The organism is Flaviflexus massiliensis (genome assembly GCF_001375495.1).
In the GTDB taxonomy this organism is placed as follows: Bacteria; Actinomycetota; Actinomycetes; order Actinomycetales; family Actinomycetaceae; genus Flaviflexus; species Flaviflexus massiliensis.
In genome coordinates this window covers 130851-148036 of record NZ_LN831057.1, presented here as the reverse complement: position 1 = coordinate 148036, position 17186 = coordinate 130851, and the positions used below count along the sequence as shown (strand labels likewise).

Genomic DNA, 17186 nt, shown 5'->3' with positions numbered 1-17186 from the left:
TCTCATTCACAAGAATCAGAGAAAATTCCACTGCCGAGGATTTCTTCAGTCGTGCTTGCCGAACAGTTCCTCGACCGTCATGCCCAGCCTTTTTCCAATATCGAGAGCAAGGAACACGCTCGGTGCATAGTCGCCACCCTCGATGGCAATAATTGTTTGCCTGGAGACGCCCACATCCTTGGCAAGCTCAGCCTGGGTGAGCTTCAGCTCCCGGCGCCTCCCCCGCATGGCATCACTCATGGCATGCTCCCGTTGCCGCGTTGCACGAAGACCAAGACCTACTCGAATTCATCACCGAAGTCGCCATCTGATTCAGCTTCCAATTCTACGGAGGCCTTTCTAGTGGCCCGAACGGTAGCGATAAGCCCTCCCAGGCCACCGATGAGGCCACCGACGGCAAAGCCCGTCAAGAACGATTCCATGACCGGGGTTATCTCGGCAGAGAACAGTCCAGGGATCAAAGGCAAACCAGTCGATGCCGAGTAGGCAGCAATTCCTGCCAGAAGAACAATGAAGGCAAAGAAAACGAGAAACAGTTTCCGCCACGTGTCCTTGTGCTGGCGGTGGGCAATGACGTGGACGTCAACCTTGTCCCGACCTGCTCTCGCTACGAAGAAAAGGTGAGGGATGATTGCCACCACCAACATGATGAGAGCAAATGCAATCCATCCCAGGGCCAAGAGCACGAGTGAGAGGACAATTCCTGTCACGAAGTTCGTATTGAGTGCCGATCGCGCCGCAACTCCCATCACCTGATGCTCTCGTTCATCAGCAACATCAAAATCCTGATCAGCCATGACACTCTCCCGTTCCTTAGGCACGACTAAAGTCAACCATCCTTAACATTTGGTGTCAAAAATGTTTGACATAATGCAATTGTTTCTGACGAAACGGGAGATCCATTCAGATAAAACTGGACTGCATAGGCTCTTATCCACGAGCCACTATTTCACCGTGATTCTTGGTCAAAGCATTCTGAATGCGAGGAAGCCCCCGCTTGCGCGGGGGCTTCCCTACCGTTTTATGCGTGAGTAAGCAACTGGGGTTTACTCGTTGCCGACGCGGACACGTGCGAAAGCGGTCACGGTTGCGCCTTCAGCCTGAAGGATCTGCGAAACCGACTGCTTGGGGTCACGCGCGTAGGCCTGCTCGAGGAGCACGATCTGCTTAAAGAAGCCACCGAGGCGGCCTTCCACGATCTTGGCGATGGCTTGCTCGGGCTTGCCTTCTGCGCGGGTGACCTCTTCAGCGACGCGACGTTCGTTCTCCACGACCTCAGCCGGAACGGATTCGCGGTCGAGGTAGGTGGGGTTGAGAGCTGCGATGTGGACAGCAACATCGTGTGCGACGTTTGCGCCAGCCGCATCGGAAGCGACGAGAACGCCAACCTGCGGGGGCAGGTCCGTGGCGGTGCGGTGCATGTAGGCCGCAACGTGCTCACCGGTGACGGTAGCAACGTGACCGATCTCGAGCTTCTCGCCGATGGCAGCCTGGACGGTGTTGAGCTTATCCTGGACGGTGCCTTCAGCCGCAGGAGCTGCGAGAGCCTCTTCCACGGTCTTCGCATCAGCTGCAACGACAGCTGCGAGAACTTCGTTAGCGAAGGTGATGAAGGTGTCGTTCTTGGCAACAAAGTCGGTCTCGGAGTTGAGCTCGACGAGGTAGCCGGTCTGGCCACCGTCGGTGTCAACAACTTCGGATACAACAAGACCTGCGGATGCTGTGCGGCCCTCGCGCTTGGCGATGGACTTGAGGCCCTTCAGACGAAGGAGTTCCTCTGCGCGGGCGGAATCGCCCTCAGCTTCGGCAAGTGCGTTCTTCACGTCGAGCATGCCTGCGCCAGTCTTCTCGCGCAGAGCCTTGATATCAGCGGCGGTGTAGTTTGCCATGAATGGTTACCTCTCAGGCCTGATCGGCTTCGGTGGTGGTTTCCGCCTGGACGGTCTCCTCGGCGGCGTCAGCAGGAGCGGCCTCTTCAGCTACTTCTGCACCGGCTGCTGCCTCATCGGCTGCAACCTGGGCGTCGTGAGCGTCTGCCTTGGCGAGCATCTCGCGCTCCCACTCGGGCATGGGCTCTTCTTCGGTCGTCGCTTCGCCACCGGCGCGCTGGATCTTGCCAGCTGCGACGGCGTCGGCAACGACGCGGGTCAGGAGGGATACGGAACGGATGGCGTCATCGTTACCGGGGATACGGTAATCAACTTCGTCCGGGTCACAGTTGGTGTCAAGAATAGCGACAACGGGGATGTTGAGCTTCTTGGCCTCGGACACGGCGAGGTGTTCCTTCTTGGTGTCGACGATCCAGATCGCGGAAGGAATCTTGTTCATGTTGCGGATACCACCGAGGGTACGCTCAAGCTTTTCCTTCTCACGCGACATCATGAGAAGTTCCTTCTTGGTCAGACCGGAGGAGGCGACGTCGTCGAAGTCGACGAGCTCAAGCTCCTTGAGGCGCTGCAGGCGCTTGTGAACGGTCTGGAAGTTGGTGAGCATACCGCCTAGCCAACGCTCGGTCACGTAGGGCATGCCAACGCGGGTTGCCTGCTCAACGATTGCTTCCTGAGCCTGCTTCTTGGTACCCACGAAGAGGATGGTGCCGCCGTGTGCGACGGTTTCCTTCACGAAGTCGTAGGTACGTTCGATATCTTCGATCGTCTTCTCAAGGTCGATGATGTAGATACCGTTGCGCTCGGTGAGGATAAAGCGCTTCATCTTGGGGTTCCAGCGACGGGTCTGGTGCCCGAAGTGGACGCCGCTCTCGAGGAGCTGGCGCATGGTTACGACTGCCATGTGTAGCCTTTCATTGCGCATTGTGCGCGGTTCCAGTTTGTTGACGTGAACCGGTTGGTTCCGTCCCTAGTGCCCGGCGACGAAGGACCTTGCGGACTGGAATCGTCGGTGTGTTCGGACACGCGAAGTCATTCGGATAAACCGAATGCCTACCTATCATAACTGAAAACCCCGTGATCCCACCATGTTCCCTGGGCTCCCAGCCTGTGATCCTCGTCCACAAAAGCGAAACTTTCACCACATTCACGGACCACCTTCCGAACGGAGGGTGGGTGAGCGATTCGGTTGAGGATTCATTCATGGGAACACGAACTTACGCAGCGCTCACAACGCTCGTCATGGGGGCAAGTTTGATCATGGGCACCGCAAGCGCCACGCCACAATCAATACCATCCGTGAGCGCCACTCCCCTGCCACTCATTGTCACCGACGTGCGGGACTCTGGAACTGGAGCCACTTCCGCCACTCCATCCGTAGAAAACAGTTCAGGCACCGCAGAGGAGGTCCCTCATCTCTTCCTCGAGCTCGCCTCCACGGATCCGGAGCTCACGTGGGAGTCTGTGGGGAGTAACCCCGAACAGGTGAGCAACCGAGCAAATAGTGGTCGTGATGTCGACTCGTCCGTTCGTCCGTCAGGTACTTTCGACTACCCAACGTCCTCCCACACGGTGCTGCGCGCCTTTGATCATCTTGAACACAACTGGCTACCGGGGCACCGGGGCGTTGACCTGGCATCGCGACCCGGTGAAGAAGTCAGAGCGGCCGGCCCTGGGAGGGTTGCTGTTGCGGGGCAGGTGGTGGACAACAATGTGGTATCGATCGAGCACGATACAGGGCTTCGAACAACATACTTGCCGGTCACTCCCTCCGTCAGTGTCGGGGACATGGTCGAGACGGGCGATGTCATCGGGACCATTGAGGAAGGGCACTGCCTCATCGGCGCTTGCCTGCACTGGGGCGCGAAGCGCGGTGACCGCTACTACGATCCACTTTCCCTCCTTGGTGAGGTCACGATCCGCCTCTACCCTGCGGGCGAATGACGTGCATGTGAATGTAGTGCAGGTGATTGATGTGCACGTGAATGAAGTGCTGCTCTTCAAGTTGTGTTCCCAACGAAAGCATCCGGGTTTGCCGGCGAGCAGATGCCGGGAGGGTTCCGGGATATGTGAAGCGGCGCCGGGATCGGGATTGCTCCCGGCCGGCGCCGCCTTCAGTTACTGGATGTTCTAGTGACTAGCTTGTTGCTAGTTCAGTGCGTTCCTTCTGCGAACCAGGTACACGATGAGTGCACCGGCCGAGACGAGGATCGTCGCCCAGAGGAGGAATTCTCCAACGCTGGCACCGGTGAACGGAAGTCCACCCTTGCCGTTGGTGTCCGGGCCCTTGTCGGTAGGCTTCGCCACCGGCTTCTCGGGAACGGCATGGAATTCGTTCTCGAGTGTCAGCGAAGCATTAGCGCCGGCCTCGTCAGTCACGGTGATGATGGCCTCGCGACCATCAGCCGAGACGGAGACGTTCTCGGACACTGCGGTCCAGGTTGCTTCCTCCCAGGTGACCGTGCCCGGTACCTCGAAGTCACCCTCGACGAGCGTCACCTCGGTGCCGAACGGCAGATTCTCGAGCACGTACGGTTCGCCCGCAACGAGTTCGATGTCAGCAACCTGTTCCTCACCGAAGAGGTCGGTCCAGGTTGCGGTGACCGGGTAGACGGTCGAACCGTCAACAAGTCCTGCACCATCACCCGTCACGTCCTTGACGATCACCAGGTTGCCGAGGATGGCCTCCGCCGTGTTCGTCAGGTTGATGGTCGGGTTCTGTGCTGCCGCGATGGTCAGGGTTGCCGAACCATCTTCGTGCACAACGAGTCCATCGGTCTCAGCCCACGTGGGAGTGGTCCACGAGAACGCAGCGTTGTCTGCGAGCGGTGCCTCGGTCAGGGTGACCTCGGTGCCGTGCGGCAGGTCCTCACCGAAGGCAACGGGGGTGCCATCGGTCGGGATCTCGATGTCCTTGGTCACGGTGACAAGACCGGGCTCTGCATCCTCGTCACCCGCTTCCCCGTCGTCTTCGGCAGCCACGATCCATGATGCGGTGACGGTGACGGTCTCGGGAACCTCAGGGTTGTCGAGCGGGACGCCCTCAACATTCTTCGCGAGCGAGAATGTGCCCGGTGCCCAGGTTGCCTCGTTCGTAACAGTCACAAGAGTGACATCGCCCTGCTGGTCGGAGACCACGATCTCGGCGCTGCCGTCACCCAAATCGGTGACACCATTACCGCCGATGACGATGTCATCCCAGATGACGGTGGCGAAGCCGGGGCGTTCACCCTCAGTCACGGTGACAACGGTGCCTGCACGCAGGTCCTCACCGAGTTCGGTGGGCTCGACGGAGTTGATGACGAGCTCACGTACCTGCTCTTCACCATCAACATCTGTCCAGGTGAGCGTAACGGGGAATTCCGTCTCGGGTGCAACTTCGCCAGCCGCTTCACCGGAGACAGCCTTGATGAGGCTGATGCCAGCAACCGAGGTGGCTGCGTGGTTTTCTACGGTGACGTGTGCGTCAGCGTTGCGAGTAACTTGAACGACTGCGGACGAGCCGTCGATCGTGACGGAGTCGCCAGTCCATGCGGGCTGTGCCCACGCGATCGACGAACCGTCCTCGAGCGGAACCTCGGTCAAGGTGACCTCGGTGCCGATCAGCAGGTCGTGCCCGAGCGGTACGGCAGTGCCGTCGGTCGGAACCGTCAGGGTTTCACTGCCGGGGGTGCCTTCTTCATCCCAGGTAGCTTCGATTGTGACAGTTTCGGGAACGGCCGGGTTATCGGCCTGTTCACCGGTCACGCGCTTCGAGATCGAGAAGGTACCAACGGTGCGTTCCACGGTGTTCGTCAGGGTGACGGTTGCCGGCTCATCAACGTGGCCAGCCTCAACCGTGACAGACTCCCGAGAGAAGGTGGGTTCGCCCCACGTGTAGAGATCGTCGTCAACGAGCTCAGCTTCGGAGAACGTGGCAACTGCGCCGATGGGCAGGTTGTCGATGACAACCGGTTCGCCTGCGGTCAGTTCGATCACGCGATCTTCCTGGGCGGGAACGTTGTCGCCGAGCGCATCGGTGTTGATCGATGCGGTCACCTGGTAGGTGCGCGCGTCTTCCTCAGCGAGCAGCTGCTCGGCTGCTCCACCTTCGACGTTCTTGACGATGCTGATCGAACCGAGCTGTGCCTCGTTGGTGAGGCCAACGGTCGCGTTGACACCGGGGCTGTAGGCCACGATTGCCGAAGCACCGTCGTCGGTCAGGGTGACGCCTTCGCCGCCGGTGAAGACCGGGGTACCGAAGACCACACCATCAACCTCGGGGAAGGTCGGTTCGGTCAGGACTGCAGTCCAGCCGGGTCCGAAGAAGTTCGAGAACTCGACGGGATCACCGTTGACGGGGACCTCAAGGTCGTACTCATCCGCTGCAACACCATCGGCGTCGAATTCCTGGACGTGGACCGTGAAGACGGTGCCGTCCGGAACGAACTGTGCACCCGGGGTATCGGCGAGGTCCTTCGCAATCGTGAAGGTGCTGGCAGCCCAGTTGGTTTCGTTCGTGACGGTGACGAGAGAAACGTCGCCCTGCCGGTCGGAGATAACAACCTCTGCCGAGCCATCTTCGTTGTCGGTGACGCGGTCACCAGCGATGGTGACAGCGCCCCAGTCCACGGTCGTGAACTCGGGGCTGTCGCCCTCGGTCAGGGTGACAACGGTACCTGCGGGCAGGTCCACACCGAGCGGGGTCGGGCGCTCACCGTTGATCATGAGATCGACGGACTGCTCCTCGCCGTTGGCGTCGGTCCAGCTTGCGGTGACCGGGAATTCGGTTGCTGCCGAAACTTCGCCAGCTGCCTCGCCGGTGACTTCCTTGATCAGCTCAAGGGAAGCTATCGACGTGTTGGCGTGGTTCTCAATCGCAACGGTGACATCATCACCGCGGACGATCGAGACGGTCATGTTCGTCGCATCTACAGTCACGCCGCTTGCGGTCCAGGTCGGGGTACCCCAGGTAATGGCGGAACCATCGGCGGGGATGTCCTCGGTCAACTTGACGCGGGTGCCAATGAGTAGGTCGTGGCCGAGAGCAACGGGGGTGCCGTCGGTCGGGACCTCGAGAACTGCACTGCCGGGAGTACCTTCCTCGTCCCACTCAGCGTTAAACGTGATCGTCTGCGGTACTGCAGGGTTGTCTGCCTGCGCACCATCAACGGTTTTGACGATCTGGAAGGTACCAACCGTACGGGTCACCGTGTTGAGAACGTTGATCTGCGCAGGGGTGCTCACGGTGTCAGCCGAAACCACGAGAGAGGAAGGGCTGAATGTCGGGGTGCCCCACGTGATGTGGTCGTCGTCTTCGAGTCCCGACTCGGAGAACGTGACGGTCGCACCGATGGGCAGGTTGTCGATGACCACCGGCTCACCAGGGGTGAGCTCAACTGTCACGTCCTTGAATTCACCAACCTGGTGACCCAGGGCGGAGGTGTCGACGTGAGCGGTCACCCTGTAGGTGCGTACGGGCAGGATGATGCTGTCATCCTGAGCGTCGACAGCCTTTTCGAGGCTAATCGAACCCAGCTGGGTGTTGTTCGTGAGCTCAACGGAAACATTGGAGCGAGGTGCAAGGGAAACCGTGGCGGTCTTGCCATCTTCGGATACTGCAACGCCTTCGCTTTCGGAGAAGACAGGGTCACCGAAGACCACACCATTGACCTTGGGGAACGTCGGCTCGGTCAGAACAGCCGTCCATCCCGTACCGCGAGCGTTGAGGCCCGCGACCGGATCGCCGTTGAGCGGGACCTGAAGGTCATACTCAATCGCAAGATTGCCCGCCGGATCGATTTCTTGAACGTGAACAGTGAAGTTCTGTCCGTCCGCAACATACTCTGCACCCGGTGCAGATTCGTTGATGAGCTTCGAGATCTCGAAGGAACCGCGTGCCACGCCGGAACCGGTACCGCTGCCGCGGTTCGACTGGGTAATTTCACGGGAGTAACTGATTGATTCGCCCTTGATCGAGTTGCCGTAGGTCGTGCCTGGGGCATCCATACCACCGGACGTCGTGCAGGTTGTGTAGGTCAGTACGTACTGGTATTCACGGCTAAAGCCCTCTGCCTCGGTGCCATCTGGCTGCACAAGTGTCGGGTACGGGATCGAGAATTTGAGCCCATCCTCGGTTTCGGTCGTGGTCACGGAGTCAGACAGATTAACGGTATCGAGACCGCCACCACTGATCTGGTCTTCGGCGAGGAACGAGAGGCCAAGACGATCATTGAGACCACCCGACGGGTCTCCTGCCAGGCACACCTCGTGACCATCGGTCAGCGTGTCGGTCAGGACCATCGAACCCTCAGCATCCTCGATCTTTTCACCGGGGATGCGGACCTGCCAGGTCATGGTGGTCTGCGGGTAGTGGTCAACTCCGTCAAGGACGACAGTGTGGCCGTTGAGCCGACCGTTCTTACCCTCGGAACGACCGGGAACCGTTGACGATCCCGTCTTGACGGCGCCATCAACATTGACCGTGTTGGAGTACTTGGTACCACCGTTGGGCAGTTCAGTCTGGTCCACGTATGTGTAGTAGCTGATCTGGTAGCGGTAGTCAGATTCCTTGAACTCAAAGTCGGAGCTCGACTTGATCGAGTAGTCGATCTCGAAGCTCTTGGAGTCCTGACTTACCACGTTAGCGTCAAGCTGATCGGTGATGTTGACGCGGCGCTGATTACTCGGCCCGTACTGTTCCACGATCGTGATGCCCGAAATCGTATCGGCACCAACGACGTGTCCATCACCCAGGGTTTCCGTCAGGTTGAAACCATCCTTGCCAACAAGATTGTTGCCGGGAACGGTAACCGTCCACGCAATCTTGCCGTTACGATCGCCACCACCGAGGACCGATCCAGACTTATTAATCGGACCGTGCCAGATCATGGGGTTGATACCAACTCCGCGCTCGCCATCGCGACCAAAGATCTCGATGTAAGCGGTGTTGTGGTACTCAGTTTCAACGGCATCAATGCGTCCGTCGGGCGTGCAGGTCTGATATTCAATCCGGTACGTGTGATCGGCGGAGAAGCCTTCTTCGCCCGGCTCAAGAACAATATTGAAGACCTGCTCATCATCGGTCTTGTCGATTGAGCCAATGCTCGTCACGTTGTCGTAATTATCACCACGGACCTTGTGGATCTGCAATCCAGCAGGTTCGCACAAGATGTGCGTGTCAGACAGCGTGTCCTTGATGGTGACGGCATCCTGTTCTACAAGGCGCGACCCCGGCACTTCAATACGCCATGTCATCGACCAGTTGTTTTCATTCATCCGACCGGTCTTGGTCCACTCTTCAGAGATCTCGATGCCGTCGCCGATGCCGCCCTCGCCCGGAAGCTCAACAAGGCCATCCGTGCCGTTAAGGTCAAAGACGAGCTGCTCTTCCGTCGTGGTCAGTTCAACCCTGACTTCAAACTCGAAAGTACCGTGAACTTCTTCAGGGAACTGGGTCACGTAATCGGTCAGCGTACAGGTAACAATGTCGCTGTCAGCATCCGTCAAGCACGTTGCCCACGCAACCCTCTCACCATCGGGGGTTTCACCCATGAAGTTGATCGAAACGTTGGACAGGAAACCAAGCTCGGGAGGAAGCCCGATATAGAAGGTTTCGCCCGCCTGCGGGTCAGCACCAGATGCATCCCAGGTTCCAGAGATCGTTACCTGATCGCCCAGGATGAGCTGGCCGCCTTCACCGGAACCCTCGCCAATCTGGACACTGTCGATCTTGACATCAACGTTTGGGTTTGCGTTTGCAACCGTGGGTAGAGCAACCGTGCTCATCCCCACCATGAATAATGCCGCCAATATGGCGACAATGCGGCGCCAGAGACTTCGGTCTCTACTGCCCCGCACCAACGCAGATTGCGCTAGCTGTGACATATCATTCCCCTTCTATGTCTCGGGATTTATGTGTTGTGTTGTTCGGATGCCTTCACTGCGGCACTGCTATGAATTGAGTTGTGGGCTAATCAAAGACATCGGGAGATGTGCAAGTTGCCCTGCGGTTTACTTGGATTGGTCGAGGCCGTATCGAGCACCGAAACATCGGTGCGCGCTCACCCCCACCTCGTCTCCCACGTGGCGGTCAAGAGGCATGCTGAATTCCCGGGGCTGAGCCCGGGGAACGCCACCTGTGACAAATCGGTCAAACACGAGTGGTGCCCAATGCACTAACCGAGTGTCGCCCCTTGAGAAGCACACGCAAGACGGAGGGTTCGCTATCAAATCCAGCCATATGCCACTCAATGCATGACCGAACCATTGCCGCCCCATAGCACCCCTCCGCTCGCGATGAGGATGTTCGAAAGCCCAGCATACCTGCTAGTGATGTCAGTTACTAGCAGGTGTGCTGGTTCCAATCGATACATGGCGATGATGGAGCTCGTTCATAACGAATTCATAAAATTCGGAAGAAATTCCTCAAAATTCATCATCAATTAATGAATAAATTCATGTCGACGTCGTCAACATGAATTTATTTCCCACAAATACGTGACAAATCGGTATACAATTAATATAGAGTCGACGTTGAAGTATCATTCAAGCCCTCAATGCGGCGAAGTAGAGGTTGACCTTCTCATATATAGCTCAAATCGGACAAAGTTATAACAAATAACACGAATCGCAACAAATAGCGCCCACATCCGAACGGACGAGCCGCAACTTTTCTTCTTGGTCAGATAGAACAGAATTCGATTCGCATGAATTTGTCGATGATTTACATTGTTTTACCCCCGCTATGACAGCACCATCAATTCAGCGCTGGCGGCCCCCACCCTGGTTCCTGCTCCGCGTCCCCGAGGTGCATCCCGACGCTCTTTCGCGTCCATCTCTCTACCGTCAGATCGAAGACGTTGTATCGCGTTATCCCCTGACGATCCTCAAAACCCCCATCGGGTTTCGGCAAGACAACCACGCTCTCCCTGTGGGCCCAGGAACGGAAGGATCCGACGGCCTGGTTTATCCTGCTGGCGGATCACGAGCAGCCGAGTGAACTACTGTCAGGAATCCTCGCGGCCCTCATCAGCCTCGTACCCGACAACCTCGAGCTACGTAACGTTCAGACTCGTCTCTTCAACGGTGATAGCACCGTTGAAGAGGGTGTGAATGCGATCCTCGAGGCACTGTGCAATGAGAGTCCTTTGACGATCGTGATTGACGATGCGCATTTCTCGAACAAGGATGCGATGATGCAGGTTGCGGTCCCCCTCGCCATTCATTCGGGTGGAAGGTTGCGGATCGTCATTTCGGGCACGCACTCTGTTGCGTCATGGATGACGAAGCAGGTGGCAGCAGCTCAGGCACGGTTTCTCGACAGCGCGATTCTCCCCTTTACGAAGGAGGTCGTTAACCTCATCGACAAGTCTTCCTCCTCCACTGCAAACACGCCAGGCTACAGTGCGGAACTGTGGGAGAACACCAGGGGGTGGCCGCTTATCGTGCAATTGTTCCTCCTGTCCTCCAACCAGCATGCCGACGTGCACGAGCTGACCTCGGAGGCCGCCCGCATTACCGTCGCGGCGTACTTGGAAGATCACGTACTAGCCGGATTGCGGGACGAGCTCAAGGAATTCATTCTCCTTGCTACCGCTGTCAACCGATTCGATTCAGACCTGGTCACGACCCTGACGCAGAATGAGAATGCCCCGGCTCTTGCAGATGAATGCCGCCGCATGGGCCTCTTCCTCGAGCCCCTCGTGAGTGGTGATGAGATTAACTACCGCTGGCACTCGTATTTTGCGGAGGCCTGTCAGGCCATTCTCAAGCGTCGGAGCCCGGGCCGATTCGAGGAGGCAAACAAAGCTGCGTCGCGGTGGATGCGGGAAGTTGATCCGGGTCCTTCGATCATACATGCGATCCGCTCGGGCGATCCCGACTTCATTCTCGAAACGATCGAGGACGTGTGGATTCTACTTGTGACGAGCGGTCAGGGCAGTTTGCTCGAGAACTACTGCTTCCAGCTCTCCAATCCGCAAAGATCCACCCCCTCAATTCTTTACATCCTGGCAGCCTGCCGAGACATGGCTGGCGACTATGCAGGCGGAAAGGTACTCCACACGAGAGCCGACGCTGCCCTCGAACTTCTCGATGACGACCGGAGGCAGCGTTCGGAAGAGACCGGGATGCTCGTCAAACTCATTATTTCAGATGACACGAAGGAGCTCGTCAGCAACGTCAACACAGCGAACGAGAGCTTGCGTGAGATTGATCTATTGGACAGGCAGGGAATTCACCGAGCATTCCTGGTCGGATGGAGGATGATACGGCTACGGCACCAGCCTGAGCGAGCGGTCCGGCTCCTGTCTGCCGTTGCGGGTGCAGCCCGGGGCAATGGAGACTATTCCCTCGCGAACCGGGCTTCCGCGAACCTTGCCTTCGCCCTGTCGTTTGCTGGACAGTTCACGACTACACGCCAGGTGCTGAGCAGGATGCCGCCGTCAAGTGGCGAAGCCTCCTCTTCATCCACATTATTCGATCATTTTGATGGCGGAGTCGATGCCATGGCAGCCCAGATCGCCGCCTACTGGCAGGGAGACATGGAGCTCGCCGTCAAGTACGGGCAGGAGCTCCACTCCTACGGTGGCACCGTCTCCTCCAACCCCGCCCTCGGCCGAATCTATATGGCATGCGCGGCCAGCTTCATCAATGACAGCGAACTTTGGGGCGAGTCCTTCAAGGCGCTCACGAAGGTCTCCGATGTCGAATCGCACGGGGTTCCCTGGCCCGCATACAAAGCCCTCTCAGCCGCCCACATTCACCGGGCCATAGGTGACAAGTCGGCGGCCGTCAACTATCTGGGAACGATCAAGTCCGGGCATGGGATGAATAACGACGTACGTCATGGTGGGAAGCCTGTGGCGGCGTCTTGGTTATCCTGACGAGGCTCTCAAGATCCTCAGCAACATCGAACCAAATACCCTGGTCAGCTACACGGCCGCAGGCAATTTCTTCATCCGCGCAACCGTCGCCTGGGAGAGAGGTGAAAAGGACACCGCGCACGAGCTTCTCGAACGCTGTCTCGATTTCGCCGAGCCGGAGGGTGTTGCCGCACCGTTTATCAACATGGATAAGAACGTGCGAGATCTGCTCGTTGCCCATATCGGGCAACCCACGAAGCATCGTGATTTTGTGTTGGCCCAGATCGCTCGTGACGATGCTCGGATCGAGGGTGCCGTCACCCTCAGCTCACCACTTTCGGGACGTGAGCAGGAGGTCCTCGGTTACCTGGAATCCACCATGTCCGCTCAGGAAATCGCGGACACGCTGGTTCTCTCTGTAGCGACGATCCGTTCTCATCAGCAGTCCATCTACCGGAAACTTGCTGTCAAGAACCGGAAGGACGCCGTCAAGGCGGCCCGGAGCCTCGGACTCCTCCGCATCAGCTAGTGCTCAACCGATAGTCCTTTATCAGGAAGCGATCAGTTAGGCCCGCGGATGGGCCTGACCGAAGGCTTTCCGGAGCCGATCCGGGGAGACGTGCGTATACCGCTGGGTTGTGCCCAGTGAACTGTGGCCCAGGAACTCTTGGACCGTTCTCAGGTCGGAACCACCTTCGAGCATGTGGGTGGCCGCCGAGTGCCGCAGGTCGTGCGGAGCAGTATCTCCAACACCCGCCGCTGAGCTGAGTCGGTGGAGGATTCCGCGGAGTGTGCGCGGGTCTAGGCGCCCTCCGCGATCCCCCAGAAACAGTGCGTCGGTCCGGTCGACCAGGAAGAGGTGGCGGACCTCCATGTATTTACCCAGCGCCTCTTGGGCGGGGATGCCGAGGGGAACAATCCGTTCGGTCCGTCCTTTGCCGAAAACGCGGACCGTATCCCCATCAATATCTGCTGTATTCAGTCCCGTCAGCTCGCTGATGCGGAGGGCCGAGGAATAAAGCATCTCGCAGGCCGCCCAGTTCCTGATTTTCGATTTGTCCCCGCTCTCGGCCACATCTTTCGAATAGTTGAGGAGACGAGCCGCATCGTCTTGAGAAAGCACGTGTGGGAGACGAGAGTCGGGTGCGGGGCTCGCAAGCCTCAGTCCCGCGTCTTTCTCCGTCACACCACACTGAGCGAGCCACGCGGTAAAGGATTTGATGGCGGCGGAACGACGCGCCAGTGACGAGCGTGAGGAACCGGTACGCTGCTGGCTACCAAGCCAGGATCTGAGATCGTCAAGCTCGAGTGTTTCAAGACCGAGGTCGCCAACCGTGGTCTCCTCGGTAATCTCGGTCCCTACAAGGGAGCCCAGGTAGGTGAGGAGCCCGCGAGCATCCGACACGTATCCGGACACGGTGTGGTCGGAGAGCCCCCTGCGTACGGAAAGCTCGCGCCGGTAGGCATCAAGTAGCGAGATGAGAGCGAGGGAACTCATGCCTTTACTCTAATCCACCGGCCGGCGATCGAGCGGGCAAGCCCCATGGTCTTCAGGAACTCGAGGGCAGTCATCGCCTCACGTGCTGACAGCCCGGCTTCCTGTGCCACGGCGGGAGTTGAGCTGACTCTGCTGGGGGCCAGAGCATTCCACACTCTCTTGTCTCGTTCAGAGAGCCGGTCATAGGCCGTCTCCGAAACAACTGGGAAAGAGTCAGGGACGATCCCACCTAGTAGCTCGCGAATGTCGTTTGCTCGTGTGATGCAGACACCATAATCACGCAGGAGCTGGTTTGTTCCCTGGCTGAGAGCCGAGGTGACGGGGCCTGGCACGGCACCCACGTCCCGACCGATCTCTGCCGCCCACCGGGCGGTCGAGAGGGCACCGGAACGGTAACCCGCCTCGATGACGATGGTGGTTTGGCCGAGGGCTGCGATGATGCGGTTGCGGGAAAGGAACCTGTGGCGAGCAGGGGCCGCTCCGGGTGGTTGTTCCGATACGATCGCGCCACCGGAAATGAGCACGGCATCAAACAGTTCGCGGTGTGCTGCCGGATAGACGCGGTCCGCTCCCCCGGCCAGCACCACAATCGTCCGCCCATGGTGAGCAAGTGCCGCCCGGTGCACGGCAGCATCAATACCATAGGCTCCGCCCGACACAAGAACGTGGGTGGATGCCAGGTCCCTGCCCAGATCCGTTGCGACCGAAGTACCGTAGTTTGTGGCGGCGCGTGCCCCGACGATCGAGACTGCGGGGAGTGTCAGCACTTCGGTGTTCCCCAGAACCCACAGGCCGAGCGGTCTCACATCACCCAGGTCCCCCATGGCAAGGGGCCAATGAGCATCTCCCGGGACAAGGAAGTGACCGTTGATTGGGAAGGTGCCGGATAGGATGTCCGGGCTCAGCCCCTCGTATCGGGTCCGCCAACGCTCAGCCCTGTCATCGACCAGGGTTCCGGTCACGAGTTCTTTTAGTGCTTTGATGGGGGCTTGTCGGACTCGTTCCGGCGGTGGGTCCCCGGGCTCGATCAGGTGGGTCCACACGCCCAGTGCCGCTTTCTTCCCTGTCAGTGTCAACGTCATGTGTTTACCTTTCCTCGATCATCCTCCCCACATCGGGGAATATCGGATGACCGGGGAGGCCGTGCCGCGGACAAGAACTCCGGCCCGCCTTTTGGGGACGGACCGGAGGAAACACGTTAGGAATCGTCAGGAGTGGGGTTACGTCTTGTCGAGACCGAGGTCCTTCGTGATGTCGGACTTGTTGAGTTCTTCAACGTTGACGTCCTTGAAGGTGACGATGCGGACGGAACGCACAAAACGAGTGGTGCGATAGATGTCCCATACCCAGGCGTCAGTCAGTGCGACGTCGAAGAAGACTTCACCGTTGTTTGCGGAGCGAATCTTGACGTCGACGTCGTTTGCCAGATAGAACCGGCGTTCCGTTTCAACTACAAAGCGGAAGAGTCCGAGCACGTCCCGATACTCACGGTAGAGCGCGAGCTCCATGTCTCCTTCAAAGCTTTCCAATTCACTCATGTCTTACTCCTGGAAGATGCCACGCCGTACGGTGATGTCGATGAGGACCCAGGCGGGTGAGAGCATCGACGTGGGCTGGCGAAGCATAGCCCTTATTCGACTTCCAACTATAGCTGTCCGAGCCATCCAACTCGCTCATGACCCTGTCACGTTCGACCTTGGCGATAATCGAGGCCGCGGCGATGATCGTGCACTGCTGATCGCCCTTGATGATGGTCTTGACCGGGGGCAGGTCGCCCGCAAACAGGTCGGGTCCCGCCAGCCAGTTTGCCGACCCATCGAGTAGGACCAGGTCGGGGGTGACGGGCAGTTGCGCTAGCGCTGCCATCCCCGCAGCCCGCAGGCCGCCCATGATGCCATGCTCGTTGATGTCTTGGACGGAGCCGTAGCCAACGACTCCCGGTGTCCAACGATGGATCTCGGTCACGAGCTGTTCGCGCTTGGCGGGACGCAGAAGCTTCGAGTCGGCGAGACCCTCTGGTGCCGGCCCGGTGTCGGTCGTGAGGAGGACGGCTCCTACTGCGACGGGGCCGGCTAGTGCTCCACGTCCAACCTCGTCGATTCCAACGATCGTGGCTGGTCTACCGAGTTCTGCCGTGAGCTCGGCTAGGAACATTTGCTCCAGTTCGGAGGTTGCGAGGATCACGGCTCCAGGACATTCTCGAAGACACCCGAGTTGTCGCCGAGCCCTCCGGAGCGGGAGAACGGGTACATGATGAGGGCGACGCGGCCCTCAATGTTGTCGACCGGGACGAATCCGCCACCGGGGGATCCCATGTGGGCGCGGGAGTCTTCCGAATTGGAGCGGTTGTCACCCATGACCCACACGTGGCCTTCAGGAACGATGACATCGAATTCCATGGCGGAGGGGATCGTTCCGGGGCGAACGTAGGGTTCAGTGATCGGTTCGCCATTCACCATGATTTCCCCGCCTTCGCTACAGCAGGTCACCTGGTCGCCACCGACACCAATAACGCGCTTAACGAGATGCTGGCCCGAGTTCTTGGGAAGCAGTCCAATTGTTTCACCAGCATCGTAAAGGAAATCCATGACGGCCGAGCGGTCCTGCTCGAGCTGGTTGGCAAGCCAACCGCCGGGGTCAACGAAGACGATGACGTCCCCACGATTGATGTCATCCTCATCGTGTGCCAACTTGTTGACGATGATCCGGTCCCCAATTTCGAGCGTATTCATCATCGATGAGGAGGGAATGTAGAAAGCTTGGAAGAGGAAGGTTTTGATGAGGATGGAGACGACAAGTGCGAAGGCGATGATGCCGGTCATCTCCAGCAGGTATGACTTCCAGCCGGACTTCTTGCGAGACACCTTTTGTCCGTGCTCACCATCGGCCTGCTGCTCCCCGCCCTGGGAGCCAGGGACATAGCTCGGCGGCATCTCCTCGATCTCGTCCTCAGCCATG

At 58.7% G+C, this 17186-nt stretch carries 14 protein-coding genes; 4 read left to right on the top strand and 10 right to left on the bottom strand.

The window, feature by feature from the left end; all coding sequences use genetic code 11:
• Positions 1-45 precede the first annotated feature (45 nt).
• The 4 genes from BN1241_RS02260 to rpsB all read right to left on the bottom strand — a co-directional run bounded on the left by BN1241_RS02260 (position 46) and on the right by rpsB (position 2790).
• Positions 46-240: a helix-turn-helix transcriptional regulator gene (locus BN1241_RS02260; RefSeq protein WP_054952097.1), complete on the bottom strand. Its 195-nt coding sequence runs from the start codon at positions 238-240 to the stop codon at positions 46-48.
• A gap of 38 nt (positions 241-278) precedes the next feature.
• Positions 279-797 (bottom strand): hypothetical protein, encoded by a 519-nt coding sequence (locus tag BN1241_RS02255; protein ID WP_054952096.1) that lies wholly within the window; start codon positions 795-797, stop codon positions 279-281.
• 249 nt (positions 798-1046) lie between these two features.
• The gene (gene tsf / locus BN1241_RS02250; protein ID WP_054952095.1) at positions 1047-1889 is read right to left on the bottom strand and encodes a translation elongation factor Ts; all 843 of its coding nucleotides are present in this window, start codon (positions 1887-1889) and stop codon (positions 1047-1049) included.
• A gap of 13 nt (positions 1890-1902) precedes the next feature.
• Positions 1903-2790 carry a 30S ribosomal protein S2 gene (gene rpsB, locus BN1241_RS02245; RefSeq protein WP_054952094.1) on the bottom strand — a complete coding sequence of 296 codons (888 nt, stop codon included), beginning with the start codon at positions 2788-2790 and terminating at the stop codon, positions 1903-1905.
• Positions 2791-3089: 299 nt separating this feature from the next.
• Between rpsB and BN1241_RS02240 the strand changes: the two genes are divergently transcribed.
• Entirely contained in the window at positions 3090-3830 is a 741-nt protein-coding gene (locus BN1241_RS02240; protein ID WP_230198243.1) for a M23 family metallopeptidase, read from the top strand.
• A 204-nt stretch (positions 3831-4034) separates the two neighbouring features.
• Here BN1241_RS02240 and BN1241_RS02235 read toward each other — a convergent pair whose 3' ends face one another.
• Entirely contained in the window at positions 4035-9653 is a 5619-nt protein-coding gene (locus tag BN1241_RS02235; protein WP_054952093.1) for a DUF5979 domain-containing protein, read from the bottom strand.
• Positions 9654-10611: 958 nt separating this feature from the next.
• On the opposite strand from BN1241_RS02235, the gene BN1241_RS12740 reads away from it, so the two are divergent.
• The 3 genes from BN1241_RS12740 to BN1241_RS02225 all read left to right on the top strand — a co-directional run bounded on the left by BN1241_RS12740 (position 10612) and on the right by BN1241_RS02225 (position 13259).
• On the top strand, positions 10612-10866 hold the full coding sequence (locus BN1241_RS12740; RefSeq protein ID WP_147599216.1) for a hypothetical protein: 255 nt from the start codon (positions 10612-10614) through the stop codon (positions 10864-10866).
• Between the two features lie 148 nt (positions 10867-11014).
• On the top strand, positions 11015-12751 hold the full coding sequence (locus tag BN1241_RS02230; RefSeq protein WP_147599214.1) for a winged helix-turn-helix domain-containing protein: 1737 nt from the start codon (positions 11015-11017) through the stop codon (positions 12749-12751).
• A complete protein-coding gene (locus BN1241_RS02225; RefSeq protein ID WP_054952091.1) occupies positions 12714-13259 on the top strand; it encodes a response regulator transcription factor in 546 nt (181 codons plus the stop codon). The genes BN1241_RS02230 and BN1241_RS02225 overlap by 38 nt, the downstream gene beginning before the upstream one ends.
• A gap of 36 nt (positions 13260-13295) precedes the next feature.
• On the opposite strand, the gene BN1241_RS02220 is transcribed toward BN1241_RS02225, so the two are convergent.
• The 5 genes from BN1241_RS02220 to lepB form a co-directional block, all read right to left on the bottom strand.
• A complete protein-coding gene (locus BN1241_RS02220) occupies positions 13296-14228 on the bottom strand; it encodes a tyrosine-type recombinase/integrase (protein ID WP_054952090.1) in 933 nt (310 codons plus the stop codon).
• Positions 14225-15310 carry a DNA-processing protein DprA gene (gene dprA / locus BN1241_RS02215; protein WP_054952089.1) on the bottom strand — a complete coding sequence of 362 codons (1086 nt, stop codon included), beginning with the start codon at positions 15308-15310 and terminating at the stop codon, positions 14225-14227. Before dprA ends, BN1241_RS02220 begins: the two co-directional genes overlap by 4 nt.
• A gap of 138 nt (positions 15311-15448) precedes the next feature.
• Complete coding sequence (locus tag BN1241_RS02210) at positions 15449-15766, bottom strand: DUF2469 domain-containing protein (protein ID WP_054952088.1); 318 nt, start codon at positions 15764-15766, stop codon at positions 15449-15451.
• Positions 15759-16412 (bottom strand): ribonuclease HII, encoded by a 654-nt coding sequence (locus BN1241_RS02205; protein ID WP_315968838.1) that lies wholly within the window; start codon positions 16410-16412, stop codon positions 15759-15761. The genes BN1241_RS02210 and BN1241_RS02205 overlap by 8 nt, the downstream gene beginning before the upstream one ends.
• The gene (gene lepB / locus BN1241_RS02200) at positions 16409-17185 is read right to left on the bottom strand and encodes a signal peptidase I (protein ID WP_222704380.1); all 777 of its coding nucleotides are present in this window, start codon (positions 17183-17185) and stop codon (positions 16409-16411) included. The genes BN1241_RS02205 and lepB overlap by 4 nt, the downstream gene beginning before the upstream one ends.
• Position 17186: the final 1 nt, after the last annotated feature.

Bases quoted from the DNA above. Each gene is read 5' to 3' on its own strand.
- BN1241_RS12740 (WP_147599216.1), top strand. From the start codon at position 10,612: ATGACAGCACCATCAATTCAGCGCTGGCGGCCCCCACCCTGGTTCCTG.
- BN1241_RS02235 (WP_054952093.1), bottom strand. From the start codon at position 9,653: ATGAGCACGGTTGCTCTACCCACGGTTGCAAACGCAAACCCAAACGTT.
- BN1241_RS02260 (WP_054952097.1), bottom strand. From the start codon at position 240: ATGAGTGATGCCATGCGGGGGAGGCGCCGGGAGCTGAAGCTCACCCAG.
- BN1241_RS02210 (WP_054952088.1), bottom strand. From the start codon at position 15,766: ATGAGTGAATTGGAAAGCTTTGAAGGAGACATGGAGCTCGCGCTCTAC.
- BN1241_RS02225 (WP_054952091.1), top strand. From the start codon at position 12,714: ATGGTGGGAAGCCTGTGGCGGCGTCTTGGTTATCCTGACGAGGCTCTC.
- tsf (WP_054952095.1), bottom strand. From the start codon at position 1,889: ATGGCAAACTACACCGCCGCTGATATCAAGGCTCTGCGCGAGAAGACT.
- BN1241_RS02240 (WP_230198243.1), top strand. From the start codon at position 3,090: ATGGGAACACGAACTTACGCAGCGCTCACAACGCTCGTCATGGGGGCA.
- rpsB (WP_054952094.1), bottom strand. From the start codon at position 2,790: ATGGCAGTCGTAACCATGCGCCAGCTCCTCGAGAGCGGCGTCCACTTC.
- dprA (WP_054952089.1), bottom strand. From the start codon at position 15,310: ATGACGTTGACACTGACAGGGAAGAAAGCGGCACTGGGCGTGTGGACC.
- lepB (WP_222704380.1), bottom strand. From the start codon at position 17,185: ATGGCTGAGGACGAGATCGAGGAGATGCCGCCGAGCTATGTCCCTGGC.
- BN1241_RS02220 (WP_054952090.1), bottom strand. From the start codon at position 14,228: ATGAGTTCCCTCGCTCTCATCTCGCTACTTGATGCCTACCGGCGCGAG.
- BN1241_RS02255 (WP_054952096.1), bottom strand. From the start codon at position 797: ATGGCTGATCAGGATTTTGATGTTGCTGATGAACGAGAGCATCAGGTG.